Below are 14,397 nucleotides of genomic sequence, written 5' to 3'. Positions count from 1 at the left end.
CATGTCACACAGCCTGTAATCTTGATAAAGCGATCGCTCGTCCGATCGCTCCATTAACGAAGCGCAGTGTATTGGCTCGCGTCAGTCTTATAGTCGAGCCCGTATGCGCTGACAGCATTGAAGACCAGCGGCCCATCGACGCGCGCGCGGACCTCTCGCTCATCCTGGACGAGTCGCCAAGCATTGACCGTGCCTGGCGTCGGCAGGCGCAGATTGATGCCGCGGTGGCCCACGAGGTCCTGCGGCATGGCCGGAGCGGGCTGAGCTGGGGGGTAGCCGGGCGTCCCGACGATCGCCATAGGGATGTCGGGCCCGAGCCGAACCGCGACCATGTCCTTGGCGACGTGCTCGCCCAGCCTGACGGCGGCGTCGAACGCCTCGGCGACGACGTCCGAGAGCTCATAGGTCGTGACGATCTCGATAATGATATCGCGATAGTCGGCGAGAACCTTCGTTACGGCCGGCAGCAGGCAAAAGAATTGATCCTATCGCCCGTTCAACCGCAGCCCCCTAAAGGCCAGCGGCTATGCTTCCTCCCAGGGAAATGCGCGGGAACCTTTGTAAATTTGGGGCGTTTACAGACCTGCTTTGGAACACGCGAATGCAGAAGCTTCTAGTTTGCCGCGTCGGCCCGGTGTGGGGCCTACCGCGATGTTACGGGGGCGACCTATGGCCACTCGCCCCATATCCAAGAGGCGGTGCAAGCTGCTCGAACCACGGCCGAACGACGAGGCGGCGAGGTGAAGTTCAGTGTTGAAGCAGAGCAACAGTATCGCTCCCTTACCAGTGTGCAACTTGACAAGGTAGCGTCAGATAAGGCCAATCGTCAAAATAGTGTTCGCGTCTGGATTCACCGGATAGCGCGCGCGGCGAAGCAAAGCAGCGATTTCATGCGGTAGCGTTGCCTTTGTACAATATGGCGGAGGCTAGATTGTCGAATAGCATGGTAGTTTCGGCAGTTCTGCGGCCAGAATTAGACGACAGCGCGAGTACGCCAGATCCTAGAGACTGGCTGGCAGCGATCATCGACGGATCGGATGATGCGATTGTCAGCAAGAACTTGAACGGAATTATCCAGAGCTGGAATGGCGGCGCGACGCGGCTGTTCGGCTACCCGCCCGAAGAAGTAATAGGCCGATCCGTCACCATCTTAATTCCGCCCGACAGGCTGAATGAAGAGCCGATGATTCTGTCGGAGATCCAGAAGGGCAACCGCGTTGATCATTTCGAGACCCAACGTCGACGCAAGGACGGCTCACTGATCGACATCTCGCTGACAATTTCGCCCATCCGTAATGAAGCTGGTAAAATCGTCGGCGCTTCTAAAATTGCCCGTGACATCACCGAACGCCTGAGAGCTCAGCAGCAACAGCAGCTGCTGATCGGCGAGATGCATCATCGCATCAAAAACCTGTTCGCCCTGGCAACGGCAATCGTCTCTATCAGCGCCCGCTCGAAGGGTAATCAAGCCGAGGTTATCGATGGGCTGCAGGCCAGACTATCTTCGTTGGCTCGGGCCCACGAACTGATCCTCGCGGACCGTTCCCACGGGCCCGATTCCGGGCACTTGACGCTTCGTTCGCTCGTCCAAGTCATCCTGGAACCCTACGCCCTCGATGACCGGATCGAGGTCTGCGGCGACGATTGTGAAATAGGGGGAAAGGCCGTCACCAATTTGGCTCTGTTGCTCCACGAATGGGCTACGAACGCCGCAAAACATGGATCATTGTCCAGGGATGCCGGCCGTCTCATGATCGAGATTTCTCGTTCCGATGATGACCTCATACTGACCTGGAAGGAGATGGGCGGACCTGCCCCCGTCCTACGAGCTGCAGGTTTCGGTAGCAGGTTGGAGCAAGGATTGGCTGGCGCATTACACGCTACCGTCGAGCGAGATTGGCAGGAGTCAGGTCTGGCCCTTTCGCTCTCTATTCCGAAAACGTCCCTAGCTTGATGGGCCTCAATCGGCTTGCAACACCGCCCTACGTTTGGCGACTATCCAGCGCCCCCTGGACTGCTTCGACCGCGTCATCGGTGGACACGTCGTCTGCGGCCGCCGCTCCTTGAGCTTACTCGGCCGTCTCGCCCCTGAATTTTAAAGTTGCACGGTAAACGGGCTGACCATCATGTTTCTCGACAGACGCGCTGAGATCCAGCGCCGGACCGTCAGGAGCTCCTCTTTGGCCATGTCGGCCAAAGCTTCCTGAGCGGCGTGCGCGGCGGCTTTGTCATCGGGGTAGACCAAAGCCTCGTCGCCTTGTCCACCTCCCGTTGTCGGTGGTGAAACGATATCCAGGCATAGGGTGATCCCATTATTTATGGCCAAACGCCAAGCTCTCTGGCGGGGTCCGTTCACACAAAAAAGGCCCCGACAGCCGAGGCTGACGGCGCCAGGTGAGGATTCGAGGTGTCTCGAAGGCGGAACGCGCGACCGCATCCTTCGTTCCTATCCGCCGTGCGGCTTAGGTGGCGGCAGCGTCGGCGGACCGTCGCGCCAACGCCACGCCCAGCGGATCGGCGTCTGGCAGCCGGCAAGCGACAGCGATCCCAAGGCGAGAAGCATGATACGGTTCATGGACGTGTTTTGGAGGAAAGCGTGGGCCCGGCCGTGCGGGCCATCCTTCGAGGGAAGGATGCAACTGTTCTGGGCAACTGGGGTTCTTGGGCTGCGGCGTCAGAGAGGGCTCACATGAAGCACGAGCGCAGGCTAAGCGAATGCAGGAGCGCGAGCGGGACAGAGAGGCGAAGCATCGGCCGCCGAAACTCTTTTCGGATCGGGCCGCTGCCGCGCTGACGCTGGCTGCCAGGCCCGAGAATGCCGGCAAGACCATCGTGGTGATCTTCCCCGACAGCGGCGAACGCTATCTCTCCTACGTGGAATGAACCGGCGCGGCGGCCACCCCATCCGGGGGGCAGCGTCGCGCCACCGGCTCATCTGGAGATCGGCAGTTCGGTGCGATCGCGGAACCGGGCCAACCCGAAACTCGACAGATCGATGCCGCTCGCGCCATCGAAAATCGTCTGGGCGACCGCCTCGCCGATTGCTGCCGAATGCTTGAAGCCGTGCCCCGAGCAGGGGGACACCACGAGCACGCGCTCGCTGTCCGGCCAGCGATCGATGATGAAGCCGTTGTCGGGCGAGACTGTATAGAGGCAGGTCTTGCGCCGCGTCTCGCCGATCCGCAGCCCTTTCAGCCGACCTTCTGCCGCACGCGAATAGAAGGCTCTGGATTCTCCATCCTCGCTCGAGCGGTCGAAATCGTCGGGATCGACGCCGTGCGTTTTCTCACCGTGAGCGAGCTTCACCGCGCCGTCCCGCGCTGGGAAGCCGTAGAAGCCGTCCTCCGGGCGCGGGCCGTAGGACCAGATGTAGACCGGGGCCTCGTCCCAGCCCGCCGGCACCGAGGGATCGACCCGATACCAGTGCAGGATCTCGCGGGTTGGCCGTAGCAGGCTCGCGATGCGGGGGCCGAGCAGGCGGCCGGCCCAGGCACCCGCGCTGACCACGACTTGGCCAGCCGCGATCGTGCCACGCCCCGTTCGCAGCTCGACATGATCGCCATGCGGCACGATCTCGCTTACGCGCGTGTCGAAAGCCGCGCGCGCGCCCGATGCCTCGGCGAGACGGAGCTGGACTGCGATGCAGCGCTCCGGGCTGAGATACCCGCCCTCCGGTTCGTAATAGACGCGGTCGCTTTCGGACAGGCTCAGCCAGGGATAGCGGCGACCTGCTTCGTCCGCGCCGATCAGTTCATGGCGCGTGCCAGTTGCACGCGCGACGGCAAGCGTGCGCTCGACGAAATCGGCCGGGCTCGGCCGTGGCACCTCGCTCGATATGGCGAGAAATCCGACGCGCCCGAACAGGCTCTCCCCGCTGCGCTCTTCGAGCTCCGCCCAGATCTCGTGTGACCGACGCACGAGTGGGGCCAGCGCCGATCCTTCTGCGACAGCCAGGCGCGTAATGCGCGTCTCTCCGTGGCTCGAGCCCAGCTCGTGCGGTGGCCGGAACTGGTCGACGCCGAGGACGTCCGCTCCCCGTGCGGCGAGCTGGAAAAGGCTGGCGGCGCCCATGGCGCCGAGGCCGAGTACGACGATGTCCGCCGTCAGACGGTTGTTCATGGGAGGCGACCTTGCAGTGGCACGACACGAACTGGCCGCTCAGGCGGCAAGGCCGGCCGCCGCCAGCCCAGCTCCGGAGCGACGCGGCGCAGCACGTCGTCCAGGATCTGCTGGTATTCGGCGAGCTCGAAATCATAGGGCAGCTCCAGCCTGAAGGCCGTCGCATGAGGCAGGACCGGATCGCTGCGCAGCTGCGACAGAATCTGGTCGGTGCTGCCGACGAGATCGGGGGCGAAAAGCGTACGCTTCGGTCCTTGCGGGTCCAGAGTGCGGGCCGTCCGGCCTTGCGCATAATCCGCGTAGCGGCGGCGCGAGGCGACATCGGCGCCATCCGTCGGAACGATGACCCGCCCCAGCGCAATCTGCGGCGGACGTGCGCCGGACCAGGCGTCGAGGAAGGTTTCGACGATGTGCTGCTGGGCCTCAAAGAAGCGATCCGTCGTCTCGCCCTGGACGATGTTGCCGGTCAGCAGATCAAAGCCGTTGTGCCCGGCCCAGGCGGCCGAGCGCAACGAGCCGCCGCCGTACCATAGGCGCTCGTCGAGTCCGGGCGCGACAGGATGCAGGCGCGGCCGCTGCGGCCCGGCGGGCGAGGCGATCACCGCATGCTCGTCGCCCAGCAGCGGGCTGCGCAGGTTCTCGCGCAGGCGCAGCGCCCGTTCGTAACCGTAGTCGGCGGCCTTGGGAACGCCGTCGAAGAAATGCGCGCCGAGATAGTCGGAATGGGCGGGCGCGCCGACGCTGATCCCAATTTGCAGGCGCCCGTGGGACAGAGCGTCGACCGTGGCGAGATCCTCGGCGAGGCGGAACGGATTCTCGTAGCCGAGCTGGATGACCGCCGTACCGAGCTCGATCCGGCGCGTGCGCTGGCTTGCGGCGGCGAGAAAGGTCGCGGCCGAGGAGACGCCGCGCTCGAGATGCCGTTGCCGGACCCAAGCCGAATCGTAGCCGAGGCGCTCACCCAGCGCGAACAACTCGAGCCCTCGCTCGAGGCCGGCGGCGGGATCGTCCAGGGTAAAGGTGCCGGGTGTCAGGAAGCCGAGCGAGGCAATAACCATCGCGCCCTCAATATTTCGGCAGGCCGGGAGGATTGGTCTGCGGCTTGTCGAGGCGCTCCTCTTCGACGCCCCAGCGCTTCAGAGCGGCGTCGAAGCGGCCGTCGCGATACACGCCGTCCAGCGCGATCGTGATCGCCTCGGCGAGGCCGGCCCCCTTCCGGGTCGCGACAGCGACGTCCGAGCGCTCGGGCCAGCCGGCGCTGAGCACGCCGACGCGCCTGATGTTCCGGTCGCGCTGCTGGATGAAGAGAAGCTGCGCATGGGGCTGGACGATGACGTCGGCGCGCCCGGAGGACAGGGCCAGCAGGCGATTGGCCTCGTCGTCGAAGGCGATGAGCTCAATCGGCCTGAGCCCGCCGGCGACGTTCTGCTTGCTCCATTCAAGCAGGATGCGTTCCTGGTTGGTGCCGGCGCCGAGCACGACGCGCAGGCCTGCCAGATCCTTCGGCTCGGCGATCTTCTCGACCTTGCTGTCGGCCTTGACGAAGAAGCCATGCAGCCCGAGCCGGTAGCTGGAGAAATCGAACTTCTCCTTGCGCTGCTCCGTCACGCCGATATTCGAGATCGCCGCGTCGTATTTGCCGGAGATCACGCCGAGCGGCCAGTCGGCCCAGGGTGTCGGTACGAGCTTGAGCTTGAGGCCGAGGCTGTCGGCGATGAGCTGGGCGACATCCGGATCCGCACCCACCAGCGTATTGGAGTCGGTCGCATAGGTTGCAAGGGGCGGCGTGCTGGCGTTGGTCGCCACCGTGAACACGCCGGGCTCCACGAACTTGAAGTCCTTCGAGATTGCCGTGATGGCGGCCGGGTTGGGCTGCACGCGCGGCCGGCCTGGCTGTTCGGGATTGAGGTCGTAGACCGACTGGGCGAGGGCAGGCGCCGCGAGCGAGAATACGGCGGCGGCGATGGCCGCTCTGCGGGTGATCATGGCGGGTCTCCGAGCGAAGGGGGCGCCCACCGGCGCCCCGTAGATCGAGGGGAAGAAAGCTGGCGAAGACGCGCAGGTCAGCTCTTGGGCAGACCCGCCGGATTGGCCCGGGAGAGTTCTATCGCCTCTGCCGCGAGGCCCCAGCGCGCCAGCGACTTCTGGTAGTTGCCGTTCTTGATCTGAGCGTTGATGACGGCGGCGATCGCATCCGCGAAGCCCGCGCCCTTCTTCGTCGTCACGGCGATCTCGGCGGTCTCCGGCCAGCCGCCCGAGAAGGAGCCTACCAGCCGGGTGGTGCCGGTCTGCGCGGACTTGAAGCCGAGGATGCCGTTCGGCCCGAAATAGACGTCGGCCCGGCCGGAATCGAGCGCGAGATAGAGCACGACATCGTCGTCGTAATACTGCACCTCGGTGGTCTTGAGGCCCTTGGCCTCATTGGCCTTGATCCAGCGCAGCAGGATCTGCTCCTGGTTGGTGCCCGACGAGACGATGACCTTAAGCCCTGCGATATCTTCCGGCTTGGTGATTTCCTTGATGCCGCTCTTGGCGCCGGCATACAGGCCTAGCTGGTCCTTGCGGTAGGTCGAGAAGTCGAACTTCTCCTTACGCTGCTCGGTGACCGTGATGTTCGAGATCGCCGCGTCGTATTTGCCGGACGTGACGCCCAGCGGCCAGTCGGCCCAGGCCACCTGCACCAGTTCGAGCTTCAGGCCGAGGCCGTCGGCGACGAGCCGGGCGATGTCGGGCTCGGAGCCGACGATGACCTTCTGGTCGTCGGTCGCGTTGATGCCGAAGGGTAAGCGAGTGCCGGTGGTGGCGATGGTGAGTGTGCCCGGCTTTGCGAGCTTCACATCCTTCAAGAGCTTGATCGCCTCGGGGACCGCCTCGGCGCGTTGCTGACCCTTCTGCGCCGCGGTCAGGTCGAAGCTCTGCTGCGCCAAGGCGAGCGAGGGGAATAGCGCGGCTCCGGCGAGGAGGCCGAGCAAGGCGCGGCGGGAAAATGCGTTCGACGAGGTCATGGTCGGGCCTTTCGGTCGAGAGGGGGATGGAGGCGGTGGGGCTTCACAGCACCTTGGCGAGGAATTCCGCGGTGCGCGGCTGTTCGGGCGCGTCGAGCACCCGCTCTGGTGGGCCGGCCTCGACGATGCGGCCGCCATCCATGAAGACGACCTGGTCGGCAACCTCGCGGGCGAAGCCGATCTCGTGGGTGACGATGACGAGGGTCGCGCCGGAACGGGCCAGCTCCTTGATGACGGCCAGCACCTCGCCGACCAGTTCGGGGTCGAGCGCCGAGGTGGGCTCGTCGAAGAGCAGCGCCTTGGGCTTCAGCGCCAGCGCGCGGGCGATCGCGACGCGCTGCTGCTGCCCGCCCGAGAGCTGGCGCGGATAGGCATTGGCCTTGTCGGAGAGGCCGACGCGGGCGAGAAGTTCGCGGGCCGCGGCCTCGGCTTCGGCACGGGTCGTGCGGCGCGCATGGATTGGCGCCTCGACGATGTTCTCCAGCGCCGTCAGATGCGGAAACAGGTTGAAGTTCTGGAACACCATGCCGACATCGACTCGCCGGCTAAGTACCTCGCGCTCCTTCAGCTCGTAGAGGAGCTCGCCCTGCTGCCGATAGCCGATGAGCTGGCCGTCGAGCGTGATCGCGCCGCGATCGAGGCGTTCGAGATGGTTGATCGAGCGCAGCAGCGTCGACTTGCCCGAGCCGGACGGGCCGATGATCGCGGTGACCGAGCCCGAAGGCAGAGTCAGCGAGACGTCGTCGAGCACCTTGAGCTCACCGAAACTCTTGGAGACGCTTCGGATGGTGATCTCGCCGCCGCGGCGATGGGCGAGCGGGGCCTGTGCGACAGGCTCGCCCGGCACGGTGGGCGTCGCCGCGGCCGAGGCGCTGCCGCGCGCGAAGCGCCGCAGCAGCGGGTCGAAGATCGAGGGCGGGCGCTGGCGTAACGCGCCGCGGGCGTAATAGCGCTCGATCTGGGACTGGACCACCGACAGCGCGGTCAGGATGACGAGATACCAGACCGTCGCCACCATCAGCAGCGGGATCACCTCCAGATTGCGGCGATAGATGACCTGGACGGTGTAGAACAGCTCCGGCAACGCCAGGATGTAGACGTTGGAGGTGCCCTTCGCGAGGCCGATGATGTCGTTGAAGGCGGTCGGCGTGATCGAGCGCATCGCCTGCGGCAGCACAATGCGGAAGAACTGGCGCCGCTTCGGCAGGCCCAGCGCGGCCGCGGCCTCGTGCTGGCCCTGGTCGACGGCAAGCAGGCCGCCGCGGATGAACTCGGCCGAGAACGCGGCCTGGTTGAGCGTCAGGCCGAGCACCGCCGCCATGAAGGGACTGATGAGCTGTGTCGTCGGGTAGGAGAACAGCGTCCAGCCGGTGAAGGGCACGCCGAGCGAGACGGTCTCGTAGAGATAGCCGAGATTGTTGAGGATCAGCAGGAGGACGATCAACGGGATCGAGCGGAAGATCCAGACGAAGGTCCAGGACACCGCCGCCAGCGGGGCCGAGCCAGAGAGCCGCGCCAGCGCCAGAAGCGCCCCGAAGGTGAAGCCGAGCAGAGCGCCGAGCAGCGTCAGAAGCAGCGTCCGGCCGAGACCGACCAGCACGGGTTCCGCGAAGAACCACTCGGCGAACACGTCCCAGCCCCAGCGCGGATTGCCCAGCACCGAATTGAGCACGGCGACGACGACGATGATTGCGAAAGCGCCGCCGGCGATGCGCCAGGGATTACGGGCCGGAACGATCCGGAGCCCGGCGCGTCCCGCATGCACGGACGTCGGGGGAACGGTCGCGGCGTTGCCGTCGAGGGCGAGGGTCATGGCTGGATCCTGTGACGGGATGGGGGCTCAGGCCGAAACGGCGAAGGCCTCAAAGGGCAGGTCGATCGACGCGACGAGGCGTTTGCGGAAGGGCAGATGGCTGAACTTGCCGGCGTCGACGTTCAGGTCGAAATGCGGCTCGTAGCCGAGCGATCGATAGAGCTCGACAGCCTCCGGCTGGCGGCTGCCGGTCGTCAGGTAGAAGCGGCGGTAGCCCTGTTCCAGCGCCAAACGCTCCAGTTCGCGCACGACCCGGGCGGCCAGCCCCTGGCGGCGCAGATCGGAGCGCGCCCAAACACGCTTGACCTCGGCCGTCTCGGGCTCCGCATGAGGCATGAAGGCGCCGCCGGCGATAGGCTCCCGGCCTCGCAACAACAGCAGGAAATGGCCGCGCGGCGGCAGGAACAGCTCGGGCGGGTAGCGATGGAGCTCGACGACAGCCGGGTCGCGGCCGGGGACATCGCCATAGCGGCCGTCATATTCTCGGATCAGATCCTGAATCAGGGGCTGCGCCAGCGGATCTTCCGGGCTGGTCGAGACAAACAAATCCGTCATCGGATTCTCCGTCATCAGGCGAGGAAGCGCTCGGCGAGGCGCGTCCAGTAGGGCGCGGCCGGCGCGATCAGCGCGTCGTTGAAGTCGTATTGGGGAGAGTGCAGCGGCGGCCCCTTGCCCGCTCCGACGAAGAGGAAGGCGCCGGGCCGCTCCTCGAGGAAGTAGGCGAAATCCTCGCTCGCCGTCCGCGGCGCCAGATTCGGCTCCACCCCGGCGGCGCCGAAGACGGCGAGCCCCGTCTCGCGCGCGAACTGCGATGGGCCCGCATGGTTGACCACGGCCGGCATTCCCAGCCGGTATTCGACGTCCGCCGTCGCGCCAAAGGCCTCGGCCTGCGCCTTCACCAGGGCCGGCAGGCGCTCGGAGAGGAGCCGGCGCACCTCGGGAGAGAAGCTGCGGATCGTCGCCTGGAGCTCGACCGAATCCGGAATGACGTTGGAAGCCGTGCCGCCATGGATCGAGCCGACCGTGACGACGGCTGCCTCCAGCGGGGGAACGTTGCGGGAGACCAGGCTCTGCAGCGCCGTCACCACATGGGCAGCGGCGAGCACGGGATCGACCGTCTCATGCGGCGCGGCGCCGTGACAGCCGTGGCCGACGATCCTGATGACGGCCTTGTCCACCGCCGCCATGGCCGGGCCGTCCACGAATCCGAACACGCCCTCGGGCACCCCCGGCCAGTTGTGCAGGCCGAAGATCGCATCGACCGGGAAGCGCTCGAAGAGGCCGTCGCGGATCATGCTTCTGGCGCCGACGGAGATCTCCTCGGCCGGCTGGTAGATCAGCCGCAGCGTGCCGTCGAAGCGCTTGCGCCGGGCGAGCGCCCGGGCGGCGGCGAGCAGGATCGCGGTATGCCCGTCATGGCCGCAGGCGTGCATCACGCCGGCATTCCGGCTCGCATGCGGCAGGTTCGTCGCCTCGGCGATCGGCAGCGCGTCGAAGTCGGCACGGATGCCCAGCGCCCTCGTGCCGGTTCCGACACGCAGCGTGCCGACGACGCCCTCGCCGCCGATCCCGGTCTCGACGTCGTAGCCCCACTCGCCCAGCAACTCGGCGATATGCCGGGCCGTCTCCTTCTCCTGCGTCGAGAGCTCCGGATTCTGGTGGAAATGACGGCGCAGCGCGATGAAGCGATCGAGTTCTTCCGCGACCTCGGGAAGGACAGGCGACGGATTGCGGACCGGCGCGTTCATCCGGCCACCGCCAGCGCCTGAGCGGGCTGCGCCTGCGCATAGCGGCTCACCTTGAACGGCAAGCCGAGATGGTCGCGCAAGGTTTCGCCCGCGAGATCGCGGCTATAGCGGCCGCGCGCTTCCAGCTCGGGCACGACCAGCTCGACGAAATCGGCGAACCCCTCGGCCGTCACCGGGAAGCCGAGGATGAAGCCGTCCGCCGCCCCAGCGTCGATCCAGCGAATGATCTCCCCGGCGACATGCGCGCCGGTGCCGATGAAATTGGGCTTGGGTGTCGCGGCCGCAAGCGCCGCTTCGCGCAAGGTCTGATTCTGCTCCCGCGCAGTCTTCTTGATGCGGTCGGTCGTCGAGCGGAAGCTGTTCTTGCCGATGTCGCCGAGCTCGGGAAACGGCGCATCGAGCGGGTATTGCGTGAAGTCGTGATGATCGAAATAGCGGCCGAGATAGGCCAGCGCGTCGTCGATCGAGATCAGGTTGCGGATGACCTCGTATTTCGCCTGCGCCTCCTCGGCCGTGCGCCCGACGATCGGCCCGATGCCGGGGAAGACCTTGACGTCGTCGGCGCTGCGGCCATGGGCGACGGCGGCGACGCGCACCTGGTCGCGGAAGGCCTTCGTCTCTTCGAGCGAGGGCGAATGGGTGAAGACGGCGTCGGCATATTTGCCTGCGAGCTTGATGCCTGCGTCCGACGAGCCAGCCTGGAAGATCACCGGCTGGCCCTGCTTCGACCGGCCGATATTGAGCGGCCCCTCGACCTGGAAGAAGCGGCCCTTGTGGTCGAGCCGGTGCAGCTTGGCCGGATCGAAGAAACGGCCGCTCTTACGATCCCTGACGACCGCGTCCTCATCCCAGGAATCCCAGAGGCCCTGTGTCACCTCGAGATATTCGTCGGCGATCTCGTAGCGCAGCGCGTGCTCGGGATGCGGTCTGCTGTAGTTCGTCGCCGAGCCTTCCAACGGGGTCGTAACGACGTTCCAGCCGGCGCGGCCCTTCGAGATTTGATCGAGCGAGGCGAATTGCCGGGCGACGGTGAACGGATCCGAATAGGAGGTCGAGACCGTGCCGGCGAGCCCGATCTTCGTCGTCGCGACCGCCAGCGCCGAAAGGATCGTCAGCGGCTCGAAACGATTGAGGAAATGCGGGATCGACTTCTCGTTGATGTAGAGCCCGTCCGCCACGAAGGCGAAGGCGATGCCGGCGGCTTCCGCCCTGCGGGCGGTCTCGACGTAGAAGTCGAGATTGACGCTGGCGTCCGCTGGGCCGGACGGGTGACGCCAGGAATTCATATGCCCGCCGGCGCCTTGAAGCATGATGCCAAAGGAGACGGGTTTCGCGGCGTTCGCGCTCATGGGGGGCCTCGTCGGGTTGGAGAGGGATGCAGGATCAGGCTGCGGCCCGCTGGGCGCCGGCGGCGATCAGCTCGATGGAGTGCCGGCGCGCGGCCGCGTCGCGGACCGGGTTGTCGAGCACGACCTCCGCCACGCCGAAGCGCGTCGCCAGGGCATCGAGCTCGGCGCGCACCTCCTCGCCGGTGCCGGCGATGACGTGGGGATGGGTCTCGCGGACGGTGAAGTTTGCGTCGCCCGCCTCGCGCGCGAAGCTCTCTGCCTGCTCGCGGCTGCGCAGATTCACCGCGCGACCATCCGAGAGCGTCACGCGGAAGATGCGCGTCTCCCGCACTGCCTCCCGTGCCGCCGCCGAGGACGATGCCGCGAAGGCATGAACCGCCAGCGCCGGCGCTTGGCCGCCCCCGGCTCGATAGGCCCCGAGGCTGGCTTCGATGAGCGCGGCATCACCGTTGAAATGACCGGCAAAGACGAATTCCCAGCCGAGCCGCGCGGCGAGAGCGCCGCTCTCCGGCGAGCCGCCAAGCAGAATGCGCCGCGGTGTAGCGCGGGCGAGCGGCCGGGCGAGATCGTCATTTAAATAGCCCTCGAGCGCCTCGACCAGAGCAGTGAAATCCGGCGGCACTGAGCGGTCCAGACGGGACTGGAGAGCCTGCGTCGCCAGAGGAAGCCCGCCCGGCGCCCGGCCGATGCCGAGATCGACGCGGCCGGGTGCAAGGGCGGAGAGCAGTTTGAAGCTCTCAGCGACCTTGAACGGGCTGTAATGCTGCAGCATCACCCCGCCGGAGCCGACGCGGATGCGATCGGTCGAAGCGAGGATCCAGGCCGCCAGAATCTCCGGCGCGACGCCTGCAACCTCGCCGTTGCCGTGGTGCTCGGCCAGCCAGAAGCGATGGTAGCCCAGCCGCTCGGCGTGGCGGGCATAGGCGACGGAATCGGCAAGCGCCTGCTCGGGATCCGAGCCGTCCGCGATCGGACTCTTGTCTAGCAGGCTCAGCGCGTAAATCATGTTTCGCTCCGCAGGCCCATCGAGGGCGAGAGGCGGCGATTGTCACGGCGCGCGACCGTCCGGCGAAATAAGGATTGAGAATTTTCTTATCGTCAGCGTCGATAACACTCGGAATCCGAACGCTTGCTTCTCCTCTAAATCGCGATCGGAGAGAACTTCTTCTCTGCCGCAACCAAAATTCGCGATAAGGCCCTAGCTCCTCGGGGGCGTCCGGCAAAAGGGCGCGGCCATCCGGGCCGTCTGCTCAGCCACAGCCCGCGGCCATCGCAACGAGAGACCCGCAGAAGAGCGCATTCGCCAGCCCCGCATCATGGCGGAAGTCCTCCTCCGGGTGGGGTCGACTTCGGAAAGACCCCCTCGCGCTCACCCCTTATGATCGCGGTCTTCGCCCACGCGTCCGGATCGCCAACTTCCCTTCCTGATCGATGAATCTCCAGCAGTTCCGCATTGTTCAGGAGGCCGTCCGCAGCGGCTTCAACTTCACCGAGGCCGCGGCCGCGCTGAACACGTCGCAATCCGGTGTCTCGAAGCACATCAAGGATCTCGAGCTCGAACTCGGCGTCGCGTTGTTCGAACGGCGCGGCAAGCGCATGCTGGGCCTCACCGAGGCCGGGCGCGCCGTGCTCGGCTATGTCGAGCGCATTCTCGCCGACGCGACGAGCATCAAGCGCGTGACCGGCCATCTCCGCGACCCGTCGGCGGGCGAGTTCGTGATCGCCACGACCCACACCCAGGCGCGCTACGCCCTGCCCGAAATCGTCAAGCGCTTCCGGTCGGAGTTTCCGCAGGTCAGGCTCTCGATCAGCCAGGGCGATCCCGGCGACATCGTCACCCGCCTGCGCGAGGGTTCAGCCCATATCGGCATCGCGACCGAAAGCCTCACGAGCGCCGCCGAACTCGCGACCTTTCCCTACTACACTTGGCGCCACATCGTCATCGCCGACCGCTCAGACCCCCTCGCCGGTCGAACCGGGCTCGACCTCGCGACGATCGCGCAGCGGCCGATCGTGACCTACGGCCTCGGCTTCACCGGTCGGCCGCTGATCGACGCGGCGTTCCGGGAACAAGGCCTGACACCGGACATCGTCGTCGACGCCATCGATACGGACGTGATCAAGTCCTATGTGGCTCTCGGGCTGGGGCTCGGCATCGTCACTGAGATCGCCTTCGATCCGAAACGGGACGAGGATCTTGTCAAGATCGCCGACGATCTGTTTCCCGAGGCGACCTCCTACATCGCCGTGCCGCGCGGGCGTTTCCTGCCCGGCTACGCCCAGCGCTTCATCGAACTCTGCCGGCCGGAGCTGACAGCCGCGACGGTGCGCGCCGCGGTCGGCTCTGAGCCGCGATGAGTCCA

At 66.1% G+C, this 14,397-nt stretch carries 13 protein-coding genes; 3 read left to right on the top strand and 10 right to left on the bottom strand.

The window, feature by feature from the left end; genetic code table 11:
• Positions 1-53: 53 nt before the first annotated feature.
• Entirely contained in the window at positions 54-467 is a 414-nt protein-coding gene (locus AB4Z16_RS25655) for a LysR substrate-binding domain-containing protein (RefSeq protein ID WP_441514211.1), read from the bottom strand.
• Positions 468-931: 464 nt separating this feature from the next.
• Here AB4Z16_RS25655 and AB4Z16_RS25650 point away from each other — a divergent pair, with 464 nt between their 5' ends.
• Both AB4Z16_RS25650 and AB4Z16_RS25645 read left to right on the top strand, forming a co-directional pair.
• Positions 932-1,954 (top strand): PAS domain S-box protein, encoded by a 1,023-nt coding sequence (locus AB4Z16_RS25650; protein ID WP_441514143.1) that lies wholly within the window; start codon positions 932-934, stop codon positions 1,952-1,954.
• Between the two features lie 761 nt (positions 1,955-2,715).
• Positions 2,716-2,883, top strand: a complete 168-nt coding sequence (locus AB4Z16_RS25645; protein ID WP_441514142.1) for a hypothetical protein — start codon at positions 2,716-2,718, stop codon at positions 2,881-2,883.
• Between the two features lie 48 nt (positions 2,884-2,931).
• Here AB4Z16_RS25645 and solA read toward each other — a convergent pair whose 3' ends face one another.
• From solA to AB4Z16_RS25600, 9 genes are all read right to left on the bottom strand, one after another.
• Complete coding sequence (solA, locus tag AB4Z16_RS25640; RefSeq protein WP_441514141.1) at positions 2,932-4,119, bottom strand: N-methyl-L-tryptophan oxidase; 1,188 nt, start codon at positions 4,117-4,119, stop codon at positions 2,932-2,934.
• Positions 4,116-5,177, bottom strand: coding sequence for an LLM class flavin-dependent oxidoreductase (locus AB4Z16_RS25635; RefSeq protein ID WP_441514140.1), 1,062 nt, complete (start codon positions 5,175-5,177; stop codon positions 4,116-4,118). Before AB4Z16_RS25635 ends, solA begins: the two co-directional genes overlap by 4 nt.
• Positions 5,178-5,184: 7 nt before the next feature.
• Positions 5,185-6,105 (bottom strand): ABC transporter substrate-binding protein, encoded by a 921-nt coding sequence (locus AB4Z16_RS25630; protein WP_441514139.1) that lies wholly within the window; start codon positions 6,103-6,105, stop codon positions 5,185-5,187.
• A 77-nt stretch (positions 6,106-6,182) separates the two neighbouring features.
• Positions 6,183-7,124 (bottom strand): ABC transporter substrate-binding protein, encoded by a 942-nt coding sequence (locus AB4Z16_RS25625; protein WP_441514138.1) that lies wholly within the window; start codon positions 7,122-7,124, stop codon positions 6,183-6,185.
• Between the two features lie 43 nt (positions 7,125-7,167).
• Positions 7,168-8,937 carry an amino acid ABC transporter permease/ATP-binding protein gene (locus AB4Z16_RS25620; protein WP_441514137.1) on the bottom strand — a complete coding sequence of 590 codons (1,770 nt, stop codon included), beginning with the start codon at positions 8,935-8,937 and terminating at the stop codon, positions 7,168-7,170.
• 27 nt (positions 8,938-8,964) lie between these two features.
• Entirely contained in the window at positions 8,965-9,492 is a 528-nt protein-coding gene (locus tag AB4Z16_RS25615; protein ID WP_441514136.1) for a GNAT family N-acetyltransferase, read from the bottom strand.
• A gap of 14 nt (positions 9,493-9,506) precedes the next feature.
• Entirely contained in the window at positions 9,507-10,685 is a 1,179-nt protein-coding gene (locus AB4Z16_RS25610; RefSeq protein ID WP_441514135.1) for a M20 aminoacylase family protein, read from the bottom strand.
• A complete protein-coding gene (locus AB4Z16_RS25605; RefSeq protein WP_441514134.1) occupies positions 10,682-12,034 on the bottom strand; it encodes an LLM class flavin-dependent oxidoreductase in 1,353 nt (450 codons plus the stop codon). The genes AB4Z16_RS25610 and AB4Z16_RS25605 overlap by 4 nt, the downstream gene beginning before the upstream one ends.
• 34 nt (positions 12,035-12,068) lie before the next feature.
• Complete coding sequence (locus tag AB4Z16_RS25600; protein WP_441514133.1) at positions 12,069-13,040, bottom strand: MsnO8 family LLM class oxidoreductase; 972 nt, start codon at positions 13,038-13,040, stop codon at positions 12,069-12,071.
• Between the two features lie 425 nt (positions 13,041-13,465).
• Here AB4Z16_RS25600 and AB4Z16_RS25595 point away from each other — a divergent pair, with 425 nt between their 5' ends.
• On the top strand, positions 13,466-14,392 hold the full coding sequence (locus AB4Z16_RS25595) for a LysR substrate-binding domain-containing protein (protein WP_441514132.1): 927 nt from the start codon (positions 13,466-13,468) through the stop codon (positions 14,390-14,392).
• The last annotated feature ends 5 nt before the right edge of the window (positions 14,393-14,397 follow it).

This window comes from Allobosea sp. TAF32, from assembly GCF_052113585.1.
Taxonomy (GTDB): Bacteria; Pseudomonadota; Alphaproteobacteria; order Rhizobiales; family Beijerinckiaceae; genus Allobosea.
Note: the sequence above shows the minus strand (reverse complement) of the source record. Positions and strands in the feature narration are given on the sequence as shown.